Origin of the sequence: Bradyrhizobium sp. 87 (assembly GCF_023073015.1) — a bacterium.
GTDB classification, from domain to species: Bacteria; Pseudomonadota; Alphaproteobacteria; order Rhizobiales; family Xanthobacteraceae; genus Bradyrhizobium; species Bradyrhizobium canariense_D.
In genome coordinates, this window is record NZ_JADPIQ010000114.1 from 21852 (window position 1) to 43049 (window position 21198).

Sequence of the window (21198 nt, forward strand, 5' to 3'; positions counted from 1 at the left end):
AAGATAGCGACCAGCAACCGACTGTCAAAGCACGCGCAAGGCGCCGTGGTTGATGGCGCCCGAATGATTCTCTCTGTCATGCGGAGCTCTTCATTCGGCAAAGTCGTTATTGGCGGACCAAAGAGTGCGGACCAAGAGAATGGATCGAGCTCTCAATCGAAGAAGGCAGGTCTGTTCGCGTCAGCTGCGAATGCGAAGGCTGCTTCAACGTCACTCTCGATAGTTCTACCTCGCGACAGCGGAGGTAGCCGATCTTTCGGGAAAAAGATCGCCTCGCTCGTCTCCAATCTGGGCCGGGCCTCACCGCCTGAGAGCCTATCGCAAAGAAAGAAAACTTTGTAGAAATCCCGGACATCAGGCGAATAGGAAGTGCCGGCCTTGTGTCGGACCCCGTAGAGGCGACGAACAGACACTTTCAATTCAGCCTCTTCGTACAACTCCTTTGCGATATTTTGGGCAGCAGAAAGGCCAACGTCTGCAAAGCCGCCAGGCAAGGCCCAAAGACCATCGCTCTTCTCACGGACCAGAAGGACCTTGTTCTCTTCTACGATCGCTCCGCGCACATCGACTTTCGGTGTCGCATAGCCCTTCGCGAAATCAGAGATGAGCCCTTCTATCCTCTCGATGGGAACACTTCCCAAGTTGGCGAGCATTTCATTGGCTATAGAGGCAATCTCCTCGTAACGTTCTCGATCAAATTGGTCTCGGGCAAAATGGAGCCCGCTAGAGGCAATAGCTTGCAAGCGTTTCCCATACGTCAGCCACTGAGGCTCCATAGCGCACTCCGTCGTCGTTCCGCTGATATCATACCAAACGGCGCATGGAGACGAAAGCTTATGCTTTGGAATTCGGCCCGAGTCAGAGCGCAGACAGCCATAAATGACCAATCCCGAGTCGCCGCGCATTCCAGCGAAGTCGCTCCCGCAAAAACGGATTGCGAGGCAGGGTCTTGAATGCCCAGCGCGGCGATCATCGGACAACGAAGGGCGGAATTCGCCGCGACGCGGCCTCCTGAAGATCGGGATCTCCTGCCCCAGCTTCTGTGTACGGGTCCTGTGACGGCCCCTGGTACGTCATTTTGAGCTGAGCGCGCTTGTGCGGCGTGAGCGATGTTATGAGGTCGCAAGTTCCAGCGCACGAGTCCGCAGATGCGCTTGGCGCGATGTCCTGGAGATCGGCCTGCATCAGAGGCCCGTGTCGATGCTTGTGCCGGTCGCCTCCATACCGGGCGTCCTTGCAAATCGCCGGACTCGAGGCTACGCGGCGGCGACTAATTAAAAACTAGCTCCGCTGTGGCAGGGTGGCCGGTGCGAAGAGCGAATTGGGGTTTAAGGCGCAGCAAAGCAGGCAAGCTGACATCGACTGCTTCGATGATGACAAATGTGTTCCTGGCGAAGCACCGATTGTTCGAGCGGTCGAAATGAGTTTCGTTCGTGCGATCGGAAGAGGTGAGACGATGGTCTAGGTTGTTCGTGGCGGCACGTCGTGCGGCTTGGGAGGAAGGCTCGATCATGATGTTTCGAAATCGCGCCGGCCTGCAGATAGAGATGATATCTGAGGACCAAGTGCTCTGCACTCTGCTCTATCGTGCCATTTCCATGAGGACAATCTCGATCGGATCTCCGCCAAGCCCATGAGAGAAGTAGCCCTTCTGGATGGCCCTGAAGCCATGACGTTCATAGAACCGTTGCGCGTTCAAGGTTGACTCGATCTTGATTGGTCCTGGGTGTTCCTTTGCCGCGGCTTCAAGACCAGCTTTGAGCAATCGCTCACCAATTCCGCGGCCTGATGCCTTCGGCAAAACGAAAAGGCGGGTCACCTCGCCAGGAACTGAGTCGACGAACCCCAATACCTCTCCGTTCTGCTCGGCTATGATCGTGGTGCCCGCAGCGATGACATCCTCGTAATATTTGGCAGTACGTTCTCCCATCCACCCCTCCAGTTGCTCGGGCTTGTAATGGGTGATTGCCAGTCCTTGAACCGATTGTGCCGTCACGTCATAGAGCGCCTGGGCATCGCCAGTGCAAGCCGCGCGCAATACCGTTTCGCCATCAACTTTGGTGCCGCTCATTGGTGATTCCTTCGCAACCATTCACCAAAACTTATCTCAGATTGTGGCCCCAGCATTCCCGCAAAATTGCAGCGGGATGAGCCAAATCGTGATCTGTAGCGGGTCGCGTGCACCGAATCGCTGCATCCTGACGCCGCGCATTTGCACGCCCTGCCGGGTGAGAAGATGTACGCGTCATGCCAACGTGAAATATCTCCACTTCGAAGGGGCCAAGCTGCGAGACGTCATACTCGCCGAGCTCGCCGGGGTGGGGTAGATCGACGCAAAAGCATCAAATAAGCCGCTTTTCGAAACAACAGCGCCGGTTGTAGCGAAAAAACTCCTGGAGGGCTTGTATGATGCGGGGCTTACGCAACGTGGTGCTCGAATATCCTGACCAGCTTGAGATCACACAGGATGTGGAGAGGTGCTGGGGCCGTGGCAGCTTGGCCGTCGTCCCCGGGTATTCAGGCATGGCCATCGGCTGGCCCTTATCCTGAGTTGCATGACGGCTTTGAACACATCACGATGAACTGAATGGCCAGGATCATGAGCTTATCCCCTCCTGATACACGAACAAAGCTAACCCTTGCCGCTCTGATGATCGCTGCGTTCGCCATTGGCCTAGATACGTTTGTCATCATCGGGGCACTAGAAGTGATTTCTCGTGACCTCAACATTTCAACCGGAGCGGCGGGATGGATCATCTCAATCTACGCACTCTCCTACGCGGTTTTTGCGCCGCTGAATGCCTGGATGTTCCGGGCCCTAAGCCGCCGCAATGTCCAGATCCTATCCGTTTCAATCTTCATCATCGGCAACGTGATCTGTGCGATCGCTCCGAACTTTGCAACCATGGCTGCAGCTCGCGTCATTTCAGCCTACGGCGCAGCCATGTTCACCCCGGCGGCCACCGCATTGGCAACCGAGCTCCTGCCGCCCGGTCGCAAAGGGTCGGCATTGTCCCTTATCTTCGGTGGTATGACCGTTTCACAAGTTGCGGGTGTTCCGGCGACTAGCTGGATCGCTGATGCCATCGGCTGGCGGTTCGCATTCGGTTTCGTGGCAGTTGCGGGGCTCCTGGCATTGCTGATCTTCGCCCCTATGATGTCCGGTGTCTCTGCAAAGGCGCCGGAGCGCGGAAACGGCCCGGCTTCGAAAGACTTCCCCAGGGCCATCTACGGTGTTCTTTCGGTTACCCTATTCGTGGTCATTTCCGAGTTCGTTGTTTACTCCTATGTGAGCGTCATTATCACCGGTTCTCTGCTTACAGGCGTGCCGCTGCTCTCAGCCGCGCTCTTTGCGTACGGTTTCGGAGCTGTGACAGGAAACGCAGCGTGCGGCTTTCTAACCGATCGCTTCGGCCCCTACAAAGTTCTCATTGCGGTGATCGGCGCACAACTAATCGTTCTCGTAGCTCTGGTTGGATTCGGGCATCATGGTGCCTTAACCGTGCTCATCGCATTTCTTTGGGGCAACGCGAGTTACATGTATCTCGTTCCGATCCAGCACCGGCTTCTCGATCTAGCCGGGGAGAGGTCGAAGCTAGTTTTGGCAATGAACAGCTCGACCACCTTCGCAGGAATAGCCATCGGGGCCGTTCTCGGCGGTATCCTCGTCGAAACTAGCGGGGTCGCATCCCTTGCTGCAGGGTCGATCCTGATTGGCCTCATCGGCTTCGGACTGGCTGTTGCCTTTATGAGTGAAGTTGCAGCTGCAGAAGCTGCCACTCCGGCAGTCCGTGGGTTCGACTAAGGCATACGACCCTATGACCAGACCTCATAGAGCAACGGCATCCATCACTTGGCAGCTCGACGATCCTTCACCGCGCCCAAAGTAAGAATGCGCTGGCCTGGTCGCGCTGGCCCGCACCGCGGCGGCTGGCAGCAGGCTAGGAAGTGCAGTAACGTACGTGGTTCTTGAGATTGTTGGCCGAAGACCCGCCGGCCTCGATGGCCACATGGGCCAATACTGATTTACTGCGCTCGAGTCAGAAATGCTTTCAATGCCGAGGTGGCGTACTGAGATTGATCGAATTCGTTCAATCAGACCGGGCTGTTAGGGCCCAGTGACTCGGAAAGCCTGAAAATGTTTCAGCCAGAGACCCGGTGTCAAGCTGGAAAGTATGGTTGCATAGAAAGGAGGCGCGAACTTGGAAACTCCATCCGAATTGAACGAACTGCGGAGCAGCATCGACAATCTCGATGCGGCCCTTATCCACATTCTCGCGGAACGTTTCAGGTGCACTCGGCAGGTCGGAAAACTAAAAGTGCGACTTCAATTGCCTTCGGCAGATCCAGCTCGTGAGGAACGCCAAGTAGAAAGACTACGCACGCTCGCACAGGCAGCTAGCCTTGCCCAGAGTTTGCCGAGAAGTTCCTATCATTCATTTTCAAAGAAGTGATCCTGCATCACGACCTTACTCGTGGAGCAAACGCCGACGTGTAAAAATGCTCGACCACGCGCGTTCTCGTCGGAGCCGGTGATCTTCAACCTGGCTGAACAGGTATGCGCTCGATCAGTGTAGGTCGTCTTAGCATGGAGGATCACGCTCGAGCCAGAAGCCCGGCCCGCTAAACCACACATTCTCTGAGTCGTTAAATCGCGGCTCACCTACGTGCAACGCGCGAATTGGAAGGTTGCGAAGCGGCAACCGGTCGATCGCGTTATGTGGACGTCTTGCAGCGTCCTCATCGCGTCCACCCGTGCAAGGATAAATAGAGACGGCACCAATGGAAGAGGCCTCGAAGTGGTCTCGACGCCGTACCACAATGGAGAAGAAAGCCTTTCCAGGTATCGTCCGTCATAGGCATCAGAAGCCGGTCACCTTCGACAAGGCGATCAAGCCAGACACGGGATGGGTGAGTGGCTCCGGCGAACACGATGGCGATATCAAGCTCGCCGACATCTACCGCCCGGCCGTCGCCCGAGACGACATCGACCTGGGGCCAGCTCTCGAGGTTCACTCGGGCCCGCGACGCCAACTCTGTGTCGGTTTCGATCGCCGTCACACGACCAGCGGGTCCGACAATCTCGGCCAGCACCGCCGAATAGTATCCGGTGCCGGCACCGACCTGAAGTACCTGCTCGCCGGCGGCGATGTTAAGATGGTCAAAATTGCGGGCCCAGAAGCTGGGCATCCCATTGTCGGTGAGAACCGTGTGGATTCTGTAGGGGACCGCGGCGATCAGAGCTTCGAGGAAGGCCGAGGCGGAGGTCCTTTCCGCCTTCTTGACCAGTTGCACGAAGGCGAACTTACTGGTGCGATCGATGGGGAAGTAGAGGTAGAGCTTGGCTTCAGCGGTCTGGAGCTCAGCAATGTCGATGTGGAAATAATCGGATAAGCCTTGAACTGTTTCTTCGAAGGCTTGCTGCCTTCGACCTCCGGCAATCGGCTAATCCCATGACGCTGGAGGTAGCGATGCAGAGATGACCTCGTCAGATGCGGGATGGATGGTTGGCTGCAGCGCATAGAGGCAATCGTCCAGTGGCAGCAGCGCATGCCGCCGGAAGGCGACGATGATCGCCTCCGCCTTGATGCAAAGGACAGTGGACTTGGCTTCTTTGGGGGCTGTCGAGCGATCGACGACGGTCTCGCGCTGCTTCCCCTTCGCGACAGTCTTCTGGTTGATAGTAGCGCTTCGCGAGCGCTCTCAAGCTCTCGTGACTATTTTGTATTGCTCGACGGACGGCCTCCGTCGTGGTGGCGCAGCCGTGTAAAACTTGACCAATAGCGCATCCTTCAATCATGCGATAAGAATGCACCATCAAAGCTTGGGACCAACCACCTAGTCGCGCACCAGCTCGAAGGCGTCGCGTCGTTCGACCAGGGACTGCCCTTCTGCCGTCAGTCGCTTCAGCAAAGCAGGCGGTACCTCGCTGCCGTCCTGTTGTCATTGCGAGCGCTGCAAATTTTTGCGATCCAGCCGCACGATGGGCAGGCTGGCGAGAGGCAGCCTGAGTGTGCCACTTCAGCTACAAACTCCGATACCGCAAAGCTTGGTTCGGCGATCAATCGGGGATGGCAGATGAGTGATGGTGCACGATCTTCCACACGCCGTCCTCGCGACGTAATACGAAGGTGAACCGAGCCGGTGTCGACACCTCATGACCATTCCGCAGCTGTGAAAAGACATAATTTCCCACCACCAAAACAACGTTGTACGCCAACGTGACGGAATGCCATACGTCCATTTTTACGGTAGCGATGCCATGAAAGTAAGTGCCTATCTCTTTAGCGCCGATGCAGAGCTTAGCACTCGATGTACCCTGAAACAGCGCATCATCGGCGTATAGCACAACCAGACGTTCCGGCGCGTGCACATTGAAAGTTTGCTCCCAGAGCTCCAGGAACTCGCTGACGTCCGGCACCAAGGAGTTGTTGTTCACTACAGATTCCGTTTCGTTCGAAGACTCTGATAAGCTGGAATGCCGCTTCCGGTACGCCGTATATCACGGCTAACACCGGCTACTCGCAATCAAGCACCCGAGCCTGACGTTTCCTTATCCGATGCTGATGACAAGGCCCCGATTTGGTGGAGCCAGTAAAGCCTGGTGGTATCGCAGTTGTCGCCGAACAGTGGGGCGCTCGATGACTTTGAATGTCACACTACGGTGCGGCTGCGGGACGAACGGTACCGACATTTGGCGGATCGTCATTTGGGAAGCGGACGAAGGGTTCAACCTATCGCCGTCGGACGCTGGGCTTGCCGACCAGCGCCGAAGAACGCGTTCCGCCGCGCTTTCATCACCTCGTCGGCATCGGTTGAATGTCATTGCCTGTTCGAACCTCCGAGGAGCTCAAAAAAGCCGCCAGAGCATTGCATCCGGCCCGCCGCATCACTGCACCAGATTTCGACCGAAAGCGCTTCTTCGATAACCGGGAGCAAATCAAAGAGCCGAATGCTGTAGTCGAGCCCAAGCAAGGTCAGCTCCTGGTCTCACCGTTGAAGAATCAGAGCGTTGTCGGCGATCATTGTTCGGCCCGTAGTGCTTCGTTTCTTAGGGCGGATGTAGCGAAATTGTCCTGAACCATTTTAGCAGGTGACAATACGGACGTTGTTGGTTGCACCTATTTGCCCAAACGGCACGCCGGATACGACGATCATCAAATCACCTGCTTCAAGATAACCTTCGTTGCGCGCCACCGCTGCGGCTATCTGCGTCATCTCCTCGTCGGTGGCGGGGTCGTCTGAAACGATGCTGTGCACCCCCCACAGCAGGCACATGCGCCGCGCGACTTTCTCATCTGGAGTGAGAGCAAGAACCGGGACCGGGGGCCGCTTGCGCGCGATGCGCGCCGCCGTCGTGCCGCTTGCGGTGAAACCGATGATCGCCTTCGCATTGAGGGTCACCGCAAGGTCTGCACCAGCGGCGGCGACTGCATGCGGTGGGGACATCTCTTCGTCGGCTTGCGAGGCTTGGACCAGCGACCGATAGAGATGATGCCGTTCAGTACTTCTGATTACTTTGTCCATCATGACAACTGCCTCGATTGGATAGGCGCCGCTTGCCGACTCAGCCGACAGCATGACCGCGTCAGCTCCATCGTAGATGGCGGTAGCGACGTCTGAGGCTTCCGCGCGCGTCGCTGTCGGTGCAGCCACCATCGACTCCAACATCTGTGTTGCGACGATCACGGGCTTTCCGGTCAGCCGACAGGCGCGGATGAGTTCCTTCTGTCGGCCCGGCACCTCCTCGGGCGGGATTTCGACACCGAGATCACCGCGTGCGACCATAATGCCGTCTGACAGGAGAATGATATCGTCGATACGATCGAGCGCCATAGGCGTCTCGATCTTCGCTATCAGACCGGCACGCTCGCCGATCAGCCCGCGCGCCTCTAGGAGGTCTGAAGGCTTCTGGACGAACGACAGGGCGACCCAGTCGACCCCGAGGGCGAGGCCGAAGGCGAGGTCGCCGCGGTCCTTCTTCGTCAGAGGAGATATAGCAAGCAGCGAACCTGGCAGGTTTACCCCTTTGCGATCGCGGATAGCTCCACCGACGAGAACTGTCGCGATGATCTGCCCATCGCCCGGACTCTCAACGCGCAGGCGCACTCGGCCGTCGTCGACGAGAAGAGTCTGGCCGGGACGTGCGGCCGCGAATATTTCCGGATGAGGTAGTGGGATCGATTGCTTTCCGCCCGTAGCTCCGTCGAGCACAAATCGAACCTTCTCGTCGGCGCGTAGATCGAGCTTGCCGCCTTCGACGGCGCCGATGCGGATCTTCGGTCCTTGCAGATCCTGCAGGACGCCTATTGGCGTGCCGAAGTCCCGTTCGAGACTGCGGATCGAGTCATAGACCCGTGCGTGATCGTCCGGGCTCCCGTGACTGAAATTTAGTCGGAACGTATCTGCGCCTGAGAGATAGAGAGCACGCAATCGTTCTGGTGCAGCTGTCGCCGGACCAACGGTCGCAACGATTTTGGCGAGGCGCGAACGACGCATGTTGATTCCAGACGTAAGAGGATGAAACGCGTGTGAATAAAATGCGAAGGTCGGTCTTCGATGACGGCGTTCAGACACTCGCGTGATGGGCTCGCATCCCGCCGCCACAATGCACCTCCGCCGAAGGCGAAATTGATCGCCCCGGTTCAACGCGGTCCGGGAGGCATCCAGCAGAGGTTCGAACAGGAGAACGCCGCCAGAATGAAGACATGGTCCTTGCTTCCCAAAGCAGCAAAATCGACGGCACAAGATGACTGAATTGACCTCTTGTCGCGATACAGATGCCGTGAGACGCGATTTCACGTTGCGGATGCAGGCGCCTTCTGCACGCGATGAGCGGATGCCAGAATGTTCGAAACTGCCCGGTAAGCGAAGACTATGCCGGGGCCGATGGTGATGCCTGCTCCCGGATAAATTCCACGCATTGGTGAGGTCATATCATTGCCGCAGGCATAAAGACCCGGGATTGGCTCGCGTTCTGCGTCCAGAACCTTGCCGTAGCTATCGGTCGCCAAGCCAGCGGCTGTGCCGAGCGTTGCCGGAACGATCGGCAGCGCGATGAAGGGGCCACTCTGGATGGGCCCAAGATTTGGATTTTTCGTTCCTACCAACGGATCGCCAAGCGTGCGGTTGAACGCCGATTCACCGCGTTTGAAGAGCGGATCGACGCCAGCGGCGGCGTGCGCATTATGCTCCTCGACCGTCCTTTTGAGCTCGCCGGGATTCAGGCCGATTTGCATGGCGAGCTCCGGTATCGTTCGGCCCAGTTTGATGTAGCCGAGCCGCGCGTACTTCCGGATATTCAGCGTCCATGGCCAAGGCAGCAGATGTCCCATGCCCCTCAGCCGAACGAACTCGTGATCGCAGACGAAGTAGAACCGCTTGTCTGCGGGATATCCATTTCCAAACATCGCGAGGCAGATATCGTGGTATGAATTGGATTCGTTGACGAAGCGTTGCCCATTTGGGGCAACCGCGATGACGCCGGGTCGTCCGCGGTCGAGCCATCCGTAGGGGACAATTTGGGAGCCTGTCCCACTCCTGAACATCGAGACTGGAGTCCAGAACCCTGCAGAAGCGACATCCTTGTCGATTGCAGCTCCGAGCTTCGTGGCAAGGTTAATGCCATCGCCTGTAACATCGGCATGAGCCAGCGTGTCGTCATGCTGGTGTGGGCCGCTCAGCTCGGCTCTCAGCTGCGCGTTGCGGGCGAAGCCGCCGGTAGCGAGAATGACAGCGTGGGATGCGCGCACGCGGATCTCAGAATTGCCGCGCTTGACGATTGCCCCTGTGACGCGCCCGTCTTCCATGACGAGCTCAACGAGAGGAGACGCCGGCCATATTTCGACGCCTAACTTCCGCAAACTCACGAGCAGGCGCGCAATCAGGGCATTGCCTCCGCTGAACTCGGTGCCGCGCCTGTAGCTCAAGCGATCCCGCGCGTAGCGAGTCACGCGACGCAAGACATGCTTGAGGGAAGCAAACGATTGGAACGGATTCAGGAAGCTTCGGACTTCGCTGGAAGAAATCATCATCCCCCCGAGCACAACGCGAATGGGGTCGCCGATCAGATCGAAGTCGGAGCCGAGCAGCCTTGCATCGTAGGGTGCAGGGCTGAGTGCCCGGCCTTTGTCGACTCCGCCGACCTGGCTTGAGTGATAATCGGGCGCCGAGGCCAGCGTGAACTTGACCTCTGTCCCGGTCTCGAGAGCGGCAAGCGCAGTCGGCCCGTCCTCAAGATAGGCTTCGATGAAGTCTTGCCGATAGTAATTGCCAAGCTCATGCTCAAGATAAGTCCTGGCTTTTGGAAGCGAGTCATCGATTTTGGCGGAGCGCGCCTGAAGCGAACAGGGAACCCAGATCATGCCATTCGACAGCGACGTGGTCCCGCCGAGACGAGAAGACTTTTCGCAAACCGTCACGCGAAGGCCATTCTTTGCGGCGTAGAGTGCCGCCGAAAGGCCGGCTGCTCCGCTACCCACCACGAGCACCTCTGTTTCGAACGTTTGAGTAGCACCTATTGCTGGCAATGCCGCTGTCCTTTTTTCGCCTGATTGGTTGATCGGCTTGTCCATCTCCGCCTCGCTGCGGTGTTTCTTTGAACGTCAGTGATGTCGCGGAAGGGGAACGGCTTTGAACTCCTCTGCCGCCGCTTTGACCGAGCGTTCAATCGGTATTCGTTCGATTGAGGAGGCCCCGACAAAGCCGACACACTCGGTCGACCGATAGACCTCGAACGTGTGCTGGGGCTCCGCGACCGCCCCACCATGACAGAGCAGGATGACGTCCGAGCGGACCGCTTGCGCGGCCGCGTTGATCTCGTTGATGCGCCGGATCGCCTCCTGGATGGACTGGCCCTCCTCATGGCCCACGAGCCCGCCGCGCGTCGCGCCGACATGTGGGACGATGCAGTCGGCTCCGCTGCTTGCCATGGCTTTGGCATCTTCGGGGCTCGCAACGTAGGCAAGCGAGAAGATGTTCTTCTTGCGGGCAGTCGCAATCATCTCGAGCTCGCGCTCGAAGCCAAGTCCAACGCGACCGCGGCGGTCACGCCATTTCTCTCCCATCGTGGAGATGGTGGGATAGTTGATCACACCGGAGAATCCGACGGCTAGGAAATTGTCGAGAAGATCGTCGAGATCGAGCCGCAGGGGATCCCAGGCCTCGACGCCGCCTATGACGGGGACGGAAGACACGACGTTGCGGATTTCTGCCGCAAGCTCCAGCGTACGCGCGTTGGAGTCACCGATACGACTGGTGGGGAGCCCCATGAGCCGCGAGAGCCCAGTAGAGTAGACCACCAGCATATCCGCCCCTCCGAGTGCGGCGCATTTTGCGACGAGGCCGCAGCTGCTCGCCGCGGCAAGGATCGCTTTTCGCTCCGCGACCTGACCTGCAAGCCGCGAGAGAATGTCGGTTCGCTCAAACATCCGCACGGGACGAGCCTCCTTGACCTAGTTGTTTGAGGAGCCACGTCACGGCGGCCTCGGCAAATTCGGGGTCGTTGATGTGACAGTCCAGCTCGCAAACAACGATCTCTGGCCGGAGATTGTCCTTAACTGCCTGGAGCCATGCCCCATCGGCATCGGCATCGCGAAAGACGCCACCCTCTCGGTCGTAATCGGACACGCCTTTGGCTGGCCAAAGCACGGCTGCCGGCCCGCGTGCTTGCGAGAGCCGCTCGGCCGTAACCCGGCCGATTTTTGCGCTCTCCGCAGGCGTGGTTCGCATCAGTGTCGTGTACGGTGTATGTGAATAGAATTGGCGGCCGCGAAATTGATCGGGAACGCTGGCCGGTGGACCAAAATTGACCATGTCGATCGCGCCGGGCGCGATGATTTGTGGGATTGAGCGGCGCGAGGCCGCCTTGAGCCGATCGGGCCCGGCGCTGGCCGTGCCTCCCATGAGTTCATCGGCCAATTCCGTTGTGGTCAGATCGAGCACGGCATCGAATTCGCCGGCAGCAATCAGCTGCTCCATTTTGCGACCGCCAGCACCGTTGGCGGGAAAAACGATCGCGTCTGCGCCGGCCTCTGCAAGACGTGCCACGCATTGAGTTGCCGCGGGCGTCGTCACACCGAAGGCCGTGATCGCAACAATCTTTCTTTCGCACCCATGCTTGGCCGGCACATAGCGCATGGCCGCAATGGCTCGGCCTGCATTCTCCAGCACCCTTGCCGTGAACGCGTTAATGCCGAAGAAATCGACCAAGGTCGGATAGAGCATGATGTCGTTGTGAATCGCGAGTGCGGCCAGGAGCGCTGGTCTTGCACTGGTCACCAGCAGCTTGGGGAAGCCGTAAGGCAAATCAGACACGACCTCGCCGAAAACAGCGCTTCCCTTGCCTCCTGCAATGGCCACAATCGCGCTGATTGCGTCCGAGGCGAGCAGGCCAGCCACCTTTATGCGGGTAGCTGCGGCAATCTCTTTCAGGAGCTCGGCGGGCGAGGCTGAGCGCGCGCGGCTCGCGTCAGTTGCGTGGGCGGCCTTCACCTCATTATTCGAGGTCCCGATATCGATCAGGATGGTCTTTCGGCCGCATGTTTGGATGATGTCCGAGAGGAAGGATGCTTCGGGGCCTTTGGTGTCCAGCGTAGCCACGATTGCAACCGCGCCTGAGGCGCCGGCCGTAATCCCAGATCGATTACCATCCCGGACCGACCCCTGGTCGCCCGTGCAATGGTGAGACACGATCTTCCTCCCGGATCATTCTTAATAGCATGTGGTCTAAACCGAGCCGACGCTGGCCATAACATCGGCGAGGAGTGTGATTGGGTAAGATTGGGTAGATGCCCTGAAACGGCGGCCTATAGGAAGACTGCCGGCCTCCCCTCGGCTTTTCTCAAAAGCGCGTCCTTCTGGAAATTGATGTAGCGTGTCTGTGGGCTCGACCAAGCAATCCTGCTGTGTCACAGCCCTGGAACGAATCCCTCATCGAGGTTGCGTTGCGCTTGCAGGGGCGCCAGTTCGCCTCCATGCCACCGCAGGTGGAGTGCATTCGGCAAAGGCCGCCGCGCCCTACGAATTGGACGTGAGGACCTCCGTCCTCAGCAACAAACCGCCGGGCCCGTGGTGGGCCTATTCGTGCTGCACGCCGGCGCAATGCCCGCCCCCCTGCGAAGGTCACACGTTTGTGGGACGTCATCGACTGCGCCGAGACACTCTGTGGCGGTGCGATTGAGCGGGCCTATGTCGACAGGGGCACTGCGGTCACGACGCACAAAATCCACCTTCGCGTCTTCATTTCCGGGAGAAGCGCGGCGTCTTCGGTGTCATGAGGCGAGAGCTGCGCCGCCGCTTCCCCATCACAAAAGCCGAACGTGACCTCGGCCACGTACCTCAAGTGCAGCGCCGACGATGCCGCAAATGTCATCCTCTCAGCCGTTGACAACAACGTGCCGCCGCATCCTCGCTGACAACAACGCTTGAGCGGCCTGTTCGCCGACTGCTATGGCGAACCCTCGCCTGCTCCGCCAAGCTCACTTAGCGAGTGAGTTAACTATCTCGGACTGGCGCTAGAAACTAAGGTGCGAGGTACCGCAGAAGTTCCGGATTGCCGCGGACATCGCCTGCCGCGCCGTGCAGCGCGATGCGGCCGCGATCGAGTACGTACGCGTGGCTCGCCACGCGCAAAGCGAGATCCAGGTGCTGCTCGACGATGATCACCGCGATCTCGTTGGTGAGCGCAGTCAGGCGTTCAGTAATCTCCTCGATCACGCCGATCCAAACTCCCTCGGTCGGCTCATCCAGCAGCAGCAGCTTTGGGTTTCCCAGTAGCGCACGCCCGATCGCTAGCATCTTACGCTCGCCGCCCGAAAGAGTGCCAGCTGCCTGATCCAAGCGGTGGCCGAGCTTGGGAAAGATCGTCAGGACCCGATCAATCGCCGAAGCGTCGGTGTTGGAGAGCGATCCCACTGCGAGATTATCACGTACCGAGAGGCGTGCGAACACCGAGTGCTCTTGCGGCACATAGCCGATACCGGCGCGCACACGCTGCTCGGTCCGGAGGCGATTGAAATCGTGGCCATCAAAGAAAACCTCGCCTCTCCAGCTTGGTAGCTCGCCGACGATGGCCTTCATCAGCGTAGTCTTGCCTGCACCATTCCGGCCAAGCACGGCGACACCGCCGCGCCTGGGAATGCCGAGGGTAATGTCAAACAGCACCTGGCTGCGGCCATAACCCGCGTCAAGATGCCTTATGTCGAGGAACTGTTGTTTAAGCACGGCGTAAGTAGATCTCCTGGACACGTTTGTTGGCCTGGATCTCCGCGACGCTTCCTGTCGCAAGCACCTTGCCTTGGTCGAGGACGGTGAGGCGGTCGCAGATATCGCGGATGAAATCGAGATCGTGCTCTACGATAACGAGAGAGCAATGCTCCTTGATTGGTCGCAAGAGTTCGCCGGTGACGCGGCGCTCCTCCAGACTCATGCCTCCGGTGGGCTCGTCCAACAGCAGCAGCCGGGGCTTGCCCGCGAGCGCCATCGCAATCTCCAGCCATTGTTGCTGACCATGAGAAAGCGCTGCTGCGGCATCAAACGCACGATCAGCAAGACGAAACTGGGTGAGCATCATCATGACTTGGTCGTGCAACTGTCTGCGGCTGCGCGAGAACACAAGATCAAGAAGCGAGCAGTGCCCCTGCAGCGCGAGCAAGATATTGTCGTAGAGGGTGAGGGTTGGCAGCACCGATGTGATTTGGAACTTCAGGCTCATGCCAGCCCGAGCGCGCTCGGTGGGCGTGAATGCGGTGATATCAGTGTTGATGAAGCTGACCTTGCCTTGGGTCGGCACCTCCGCCCCGGCAATGCACTTCATCAGCGTGCTTTTGCCCGAGCCGTTCGGCCCGATCAAACCGTGGAACTCGTTCTCGCCGACCGTGAGAGCCGCGCCATCGAGTGCCGTAAGCTTGCCAAAGATCTTTCCAATGCCTGCGGCTTCAAGAAGCGGCATGATGCTGCGCCCTCTTCTTGTTTTGCGCTTTCGCGGTGAAGCCACCCACGCGCTCGCGCTCCGTCAACACTATGCTGATAAGCCCGAGCGGCCGGAAAAGGATCACGAGTAGCAGGAGCAGGCCCAGAATGATCGGCCAGATGTCGCGGTAATTGTCCGACAGCCAGAAGGAGAGGCCTTCGACAATGGCCGTACCGATCACCGCGCCGATCAGCGTGCCGGAGCCGCCGAACAGCACGTAGAGCACGACCTGCGTGGAGACCACAACGCCGATCATATTGGGCCACACAAAACCCTCGTGGAAGGCATAGAGGCTACCGGCCAGGCCTGCGATGGCGCCGCTGATCGCGAACACTATGGCCTTCAGATGCTGTGTCTTATAGCCGAAGAAAGCGATGCGCTGCTCGTTCTCGCGGAGTCCTGCGAGCGCGAGACCGAACTGCGAGCGCACCAGGAAGCGGCATGCTAAGTAGACAATGACGAGAAGCCCCAGTGCGAGATAGTAAAAGATTGGCCCTTCCGAGAGTTCGTAGGAGCCGAGCGTCATCGGCGGAATCGAGGGAATGCCGTTCTGGCCGCCAAGATAGTACCAGCCTCGCGCGAGACGATCGGCGGCATAGGCGCCGGTGAGCGTACCGAGCGAAACGAAGATCACGCTGGCTGGATGCCGGCCGAGTAGGAGGAAACCACCGAGCAGCAGCGCGAAGACGAGGCCGATTAGTGTGCCCGCCGGCAGCACTAAAAGGATTGAGGTGATGTCGAGATCGCGTGCAAGCAGCGCGACGCCATAGCCTGCCGAGCCGAAGAAGAGGGCCTGCCCGAAACTCATGATCCCGGCATACCCCCACACCAGATCGAACGAGAGAGCGAAGAGCGCCAGGATCACGACGCGAGTCGCAAACACCGTAAGATAGTCGTGCAGCATCACCGGAAGGACTAGTGCTCCAATCAGCACTAGCCCTTCGATGATGAGCAGGACCCGTCGCGCAGGGCCAACTTGCCCTGCAAAGGCGGTTTCCGCCATTTCAGCCGTCGCACAATTCACTTCTAATGTGGGCACCGATGGCCTCTCTACCGCGCTCATCGCTTCCGCCGCGACTCGTCAGCATTCCCTGGGATCAACAAGCCCATTGCTACGTTCCACGATTTCAAACTTCCCGCTTTTGCACACCGCCGTGTACATGTTCATCTTACAGTGCCGCTTGCCCGGCACCATCTCGGCGGGTCCGCCCGGACCTTCCGCGATCTTGGCGTGATCGAGCGTCGCAGCCACCGACTCGCGATCGACCTTCCCGGCTTCCTTGACCGCGGCCTCCCAAAGTTTCAGACCGCGATAGGTGCTGGGCGCGGCACTGCTCGCGGCAAACAGGGAATCTCCAGGATACTCCTTTTCATAGGCCGCCTGAATTCTGGCGGAGACGGGATCATCTTTGGCGACTGCTTTGTAATAGTCGAGGCAACTCGCAAGCCCTTCCATCTCATTGACCGGATGGAGGCTAAGATAATTCTCATCCTCATTCACGGCAGCAAGCCGTCCGCCGTTCTTGAGATAGCCCGCTTCATAGAGCTGCTTGAATAAGGGGCCGACACCGGGTGGAATGACAGTGTTGAAGACAGTGTCGACCTTGTTAGAGATAATCCCGTGGACAGTAGCGGAGAAATCGACCTGGTCGAGAGGATAATACTCCTCGAACACGACCTCGCCGCCATTTGCTTCAATCAACTTACGGGCGTATGCATTCAGATTACGCGGCCAGATATAGTTAGAACCTGGAAGGGCAAACCTCTTGCCGCCGTTTTTGATCAGCCAAGGGATAAATGTGTCGCATTGCTGCGCCGGTGTGGCGCCGGTGCAGAACAGGTATGGTGTGCATTCCTGACCTTCATAGAATTGTGGATAAATATAGAGTGTCTTGCCCCGTGATACGATTACGTCCTTGATCGCGTTGCGCATCGAGCTCGCGAGGCCGCCGAGGACCATGTCCACCTTGTCGCGCTGGATCAGCTTGCGCACATTGCCCACCGCCACCGATTCATTAGAGGCGGTGTCTTCGATATAAAGCTCGAGCGGCCGGCCCAAAAGTCCGCCGGAATTGTTGATTTCCTTGATCACCATTCTGGCGACGTTGGCATCCGCCTTTCCGGCAAAGCCGATTGGGCCGGTGAGATCGATCGCGATGCCGACCTTGATGGGGCCTTCGGCCGCATTGGCCCAGTCGGGGCGGATCACCCAACTGCTGGCTCCTGTGGCGATCGCACCAGCCGTGAAAGCGAAGTTCGAAAGGAAACGACGACGTGTGAGTTGGACGCGATCAGCAATCATATGACTACACTCCCCTTTGCGCGATGAGGCCTTGCGGGCGGAACTTGATGAAACAGATGGCAAGCACGAAGACGAGCACGTCGGCGACTACCGGTGCCACTGCCCAAGGTAGCGCCGCGGTAAGAGCGCCGATTACGCCGGCCCCTGCCACCGGTCCGATGAAGGAGCCGACGCCACCGACCATGACGGCAACAAATCCCTGGATCAGAAAACGAATTCCGAGATCGGCAAATAGATCGAAAACCGGCACGATAAGCGCGCCGGCGAGCCCCGCTAACGCTGCGCCGAAAGCAAAGGTGGCGCCATAGATGAACGTCGTCGAAACGCCAGAGGCGCGCGCCAGCGCTGGATTTTCCAGCGTCGCCCGAACGCGCAGGCCGAAGCTCGTGCGCGACAGGAGCAGATAGCAGGCCCCCATCACCAAACCCGTGATCACGAGTATCGCGAAGCGCCAGGCCGAGATGTGCATAGTGGCGATAGCGATAGATCCGCCAATCGGCTCCGGAACCGTCAGATAGAAGCCGCCAATCAGGCCCCGCACCGTTTCTCGGATGATAAGACCGAGGGCATAGGTGCCGAGCATCGCCACGATCGGTGCCGCATAGAAGCGGCGGATAATGAGTGCTTCGAGTACAAAACCCAGCAATCCGACGAGGATCGGTGCGGCCGCCATACCGACCCAAACGGGGAGACCATGGCTATAGGCGAGATACGTAATATAGGCACCGAGCAACACGAACTCGCCTTGGGCAAAATTGAAGATGCCCATCATGCTCGCTATCACTCCGAGGCCCAGTACGATCAGGACCATGATCGCGCCGAAGCTCAGAATGTCGAATGCCGCCATGAATGCGTTAGTCATATGTTGCGATCCACCCGGACGCCATCGCAGCCCGTCTCACATCTTCTTCCAGTCGCCCATCTGTTCGAAAGCATGGGCGGCGCGGTAGACGGTGGATTCCTCGAAGTAACGACCGACCAGCATCAGGCCCACTGGTAGGCCGTCGACCATTCCGCAGGGCAGTGACATGGCTGGATGATGCGTAATGTCGAATGGCGCGGTATTGGTGAACATCTCGATCGCGCGAGTGAAATAGTCTTCGCGACTGGCGCCGGCAGGCGGCAGCGGCGTTGCCTTCATCGGCGTCGTCGGCATGAGTAGAAGGTCATAGGTCTCCAGAGCCTTGTCGTATGTTGCAGCGAGGCGGCGGGAAATATTGACGGCCTTGCCGTAAAACCTGGAACCAAAAGTGTTGTTGATGTAAGTGCCGAGCAACAGGAACAGCTTGTTCGTCTCGGACAACGAGTCTGCCTGCCGCCGCCACCCGCGATGGAAATCCATCAGTGAGGTCGGGTAGAGATCGCCTCGGCTGAGACCATAGCCGTCGCCGAACATCATGGTCTGGACGGCGCCCTCGGTTCCGATCGGGGTCCAGATCGCCGCCCCCAGGAGATGCATCGGAATGGAGACGGTCTCAACAGTCGCACCAAGATCTTTAAAGCGCTTGGCTGCCTCGCGCACGCTTTCATTGACCGCAGCCTCCGCGGACGGCTGCTCGAAACCTTCCTTAAGGATGCCAATCTTCATCCCTTTGATGCCTGCACCCAAGGCCTTGGTGTATTCGTCAACCTTTGGTGCCTTGATGCGCGAATCGTAGCCGTCGTCACCGGCGATCACCTCGAGCAGCAGCGCGTTATCGGCCACTGTTGCCGTGATCGGTCCGGTGTGATCAATAAAGACCTCGATCGGCATGATGCCCGTGTAGGGAACGAGACCCCAGGTCGGCTTCATACCGTATGTGCCGCAGAACGAGGATGGCATGCGGATCGAGCCGCCCTGGTCGCCCCCGATCGCCATGTCGACCTCGCCCAGCGCGACCACAACCCCGCTTCCCGAGGAAGAACCGCCGGCCGAATAGCCCATCCTGTGTGGATTATGCACCGGACCGGTCGCATTGGTGTGGCTGCCACCCGAGAGACAGAAGGCCTCGCAGTGAACCTTGCCGGCAATCTCGGCACCAGCATCGAGCATGCGCGTAACGATGGTGGCGTCGAAGTCGGGTACGTAGCCTTCGAGGGTGGCCGAGCCATTCATCATGGGCACCCCGGCCAGCATGATGTTGTCCTTCAGGGCCACCGTCTTGCCCTTGAGCTTGCCGCTCGCCGCGCCCTTCACCGTCGACTTGCGGTACCAGGCGTTGCGCGGGTTCTCCTCCGGTGACGGCCGATAGCCCGGAGTGCGTGGATATTTGACCACCGGCAATTCGTCGGGCATTGCAGCGACGAGATTGTACGCTTCGAGCGAGCCCTGCATCAGGCCTAGGAACGAGGCAACGTCCTCATCGGTCAGTGAGAGACCACACTGTTCGGCGATGCTACGAAGCTGGGTTGGCGTGGGAAGGGCGACTGACATGAGGCTCTCCTAAGAAATTTCATCCCGGCATTTGGACGTGCCGCCCATCGATTATTCTACGATGGCCACTTACTCGCCACATACTGCGGAGCAAGTGCATTCGCCCAAAGTGGGCGCGCAACGTGATCTGGGTAATATTGGGTAAAACGGCTTCGGGTGCTGAATGCATTTGGGTGCGCAGCCCCTGCCGAGCCGCCAAACCTTGCCACTTCCTGTCGCGGTTAACGCGAGCAGCTCGTTTTTGACGAAGCGGCGCGGCGACACAAGCAAACCAGCGTCGTCAGCTTAGAGTTGCAATGTGGCAGCGATCTGACAGAGCAACGCAATGCATTAGCGGCTTAGTTTCCGCAGGGAAACATCCAGCTACTTCACCTTGGAGATGTGCTCCAAACATTTAATGGCCAGACGTTGAAAGCTGCAACGTATCGATTCAATTCCCTTCGGCGCGCCGCCAAGTACGGGGGGCCGTGCCAGTGCTGCGCTTAAATTCGCGACTGAAGTGATAGACGTCGCAGAAACCGCAGCGTTCGGCGATAGCATCGAGCCCCGCGTCAGTTTCCAAAAGTAACTTTTGCGCCATCAAAATACGCTCTCGGATCAGCCAGCGCCGCGGACTGATCTGTAGATACCTTTGGAATAGCCGCCGCGTTTGTGCGGCACTGAGACCGGTGACGGAGGCCAGTTCCTCGGCATGCCAGGATCGCGCTGGAGCCTGCCGCATCTTTGAGACGATGGCGCGCAATGGGGCTGGAAGACGAGACTCACCGTGCGGAGGTGAAGGCGCTGCTATGAGGTGCAGCAGTTCTGCCACAAGGTGATTGAGGGCCATATCGACGTTATCATCTCGAGCGCGCAAAACACCAAACAGCTCTTCGAACCACCGGTCGATGTTGTTCGGCGCCAATATTGTTGCGAGGGTTGCACCACCGCCGAACACCTTTCGCCGAATGGCTGCACAGTTTGGTCCGTCGATCCGTACCCATAGAACGGTCCAGGGATCGCTCTCGTCGGGCCAGTGCGCATGCGGTGTCTCGTTGGCGATCCACATCAATTGATTGCGCCCAACGCTCAATGTCCTTCCCTCGCTCGATACGAAGCCATGACCCGCTGTGCAGTAGAGAATGTCCTGGCCCGGATAGCTATCTCGCGCGATGTGATGGTCAGGGGCAGTGATGACTTTACCAGCCCTCAGCACCGTAAAGGCGCAGCGAGTCCAGGCGACATCAGGAAGGACATACTGATGGCTCTCAGGGAAAAATGTGCGCTGCAGTATTTTTACCATGCGCGTTTTATATAAGTCAGAGCGTGCTTTGTCCATTTCTACGCACGAGCTGCACATCTATGCTCGCTCACAACGACTAATAAGCAAACTCGCCGATGGGCCATCCTGGATGCACGTTTTGTCTCCTTGGGCGGCTGCTGCGAGTATTTAGGGAGGAGCTGGTGTCAATACTCAGCGCCCGCGAACAGCGCCTTCACGCTGAGCGCCGCACTTTCCTTATGCCGATATCG

Annotated in this window: 17 protein-coding genes and 2 pseudogenes; 3 read left to right on the plus strand and 16 right to left on the minus strand. The window is 58.6% G+C overall.

The annotated features are described in order from the left end of the window. Positions 1-152 precede the first annotated feature (152 nt). Entirely contained in the window at positions 153-776 is a 624-nt protein-coding gene (locus IVB50_RS29710; RefSeq protein ID WP_247298895.1) for an NUDIX hydrolase, read from the minus strand. 806 nt (positions 777-1582) lie between these two features. Continuing rightward, on the minus strand, positions 1583-2071 hold the full coding sequence (locus IVB50_RS29715; protein WP_247298897.1) for a GNAT family N-acetyltransferase: 489 nt from the start codon (positions 2069-2071) through the stop codon (positions 1583-1585). A gap of 516 nt (positions 2072-2587) precedes the next feature. Here IVB50_RS29715 and IVB50_RS29720 point away from each other — a divergent pair. Then, the gene (locus IVB50_RS29720; protein ID WP_247298899.1) at positions 2588-3805 is read left to right on the plus strand and encodes an MFS transporter; all 1218 of its coding nucleotides are present in this window, start codon (positions 2588-2590) and stop codon (positions 3803-3805) included. Positions 3806-4202: 397 nt separating this feature from the next. Then, positions 4203-4498 (plus strand): annotated as a pseudogene (locus tag IVB50_RS29725) (chorismate mutase). Between the two features lie 242 nt (positions 4499-4740). Here IVB50_RS29725 and IVB50_RS29730 read toward each other — a convergent pair. The 3 genes and pseudogenes from IVB50_RS29730 to IVB50_RS29740 form a co-directional block, all read right to left on the minus strand. Continuing rightward, the gene (locus tag IVB50_RS29730; protein ID WP_247298925.1) at positions 4741-5190 is read right to left on the minus strand and encodes an rRNA adenine N-6-methyltransferase family protein; all 450 of its coding nucleotides are present in this window, start codon (positions 5188-5190) and stop codon (positions 4741-4743) included. Next, positions 5188-5782: pseudogene (locus IVB50_RS29735) on the minus strand (IS481 family transposase); the annotation flags it as partial. The pseudogene IVB50_RS29735 and the gene IVB50_RS29730, both read right to left, overlap by 3 nt. A 279-nt stretch (positions 5783-6061) precedes the next feature. After that, on the minus strand, positions 6062-6439 hold the full coding sequence (locus tag IVB50_RS29740) for a nuclear transport factor 2 family protein (RefSeq protein WP_247298901.1): 378 nt from the start codon (positions 6437-6439) through the stop codon (positions 6062-6064). Positions 6440-6819: 380 nt separating this feature from the next. Between IVB50_RS29740 and IVB50_RS29745 the strand changes: the two genes are divergently transcribed. Then, positions 6820-7080, plus strand: coding sequence for a hypothetical protein (locus tag IVB50_RS29745; protein WP_247298903.1), 261 nt, complete (start codon positions 6820-6822; stop codon positions 7078-7080). Positions 7081-7086: 6 nt separating this feature from the next. Here IVB50_RS29745 and pyk read toward each other — a convergent pair whose 3' ends face one another. The 11 genes from pyk to IVB50_RS29800 all read right to left on the minus strand — a co-directional run bounded on the left by pyk (position 7087) and on the right by IVB50_RS29800 (position 21004). Further along, positions 7087-8499 carry a pyruvate kinase gene (pyk, locus tag IVB50_RS29750; RefSeq protein ID WP_247298905.1) on the minus strand — a complete coding sequence of 471 codons (1413 nt, stop codon included), beginning with the start codon at positions 8497-8499 and terminating at the stop codon, positions 7087-7089. A 299-nt stretch (positions 8500-8798) separates the two neighbouring features. After that, on the minus strand, positions 8799-10574 hold the full coding sequence (locus IVB50_RS29755; RefSeq protein ID WP_247285604.1) for an FAD-dependent oxidoreductase: 1776 nt from the start codon (positions 10572-10574) through the stop codon (positions 8799-8801). A 30-nt stretch (positions 10575-10604) separates the two neighbouring features. Next, entirely contained in the window at positions 10605-11429 is an 825-nt protein-coding gene (locus IVB50_RS29760) for a phosphoenolpyruvate hydrolase family protein (RefSeq protein WP_247298927.1), read from the minus strand. Continuing rightward, positions 11422-12600, minus strand: a complete 1179-nt coding sequence (locus tag IVB50_RS29765) for a Tm-1-like ATP-binding domain-containing protein (RefSeq protein WP_247298906.1) — start codon at positions 12598-12600, stop codon at positions 11422-11424. The genes IVB50_RS29760 and IVB50_RS29765 overlap by 8 nt, the downstream gene beginning before the upstream one ends. Before the next feature lie 921 nt (positions 12601-13521). Beyond that, positions 13522-14223, minus strand: a complete 702-nt coding sequence (locus tag IVB50_RS29770; RefSeq protein WP_247298908.1) for an ABC transporter ATP-binding protein — start codon at positions 14221-14223, stop codon at positions 13522-13524. Further along, entirely contained in the window at positions 14216-14950 is a 735-nt protein-coding gene (locus IVB50_RS29775; RefSeq protein WP_247298910.1) for an ABC transporter ATP-binding protein, read from the minus strand. Before IVB50_RS29775 ends, IVB50_RS29770 begins: the two co-directional genes overlap by 8 nt. Then, on the minus strand, positions 14937-15974 hold the full coding sequence (locus IVB50_RS29780; protein WP_247298912.1) for a branched-chain amino acid ABC transporter permease: 1038 nt from the start codon (positions 15972-15974) through the stop codon (positions 14937-14939). Before IVB50_RS29780 ends, IVB50_RS29775 begins: the two co-directional genes overlap by 14 nt. A 78-nt stretch (positions 15975-16052) precedes the next feature. Beyond that, entirely contained in the window at positions 16053-17273 is a 1221-nt protein-coding gene (locus IVB50_RS29785) for a substrate-binding protein (RefSeq protein WP_247298914.1), read from the minus strand. Between the two features lie 4 nt (positions 17274-17277). Beyond that, on the minus strand, positions 17278-18135 hold the full coding sequence (locus tag IVB50_RS29790) for a branched-chain amino acid ABC transporter permease (RefSeq protein WP_026233434.1): 858 nt from the start codon (positions 18133-18135) through the stop codon (positions 17278-17280). Positions 18136-18171: 36 nt separating this feature from the next. Further along, positions 18172-19686: an amidase gene (locus IVB50_RS29795; protein WP_247298915.1), complete on the minus strand. Its 1515-nt coding sequence runs from the start codon at positions 19684-19686 to the stop codon at positions 18172-18174. 430 nt (positions 19687-20116) lie between these two features. After that, complete coding sequence (locus IVB50_RS29800) at positions 20117-21004, minus strand: AraC family transcriptional regulator (protein ID WP_247298918.1); 888 nt, start codon at positions 21002-21004, stop codon at positions 20117-20119. Positions 21005-21198 lie beyond the last annotated feature (194 nt).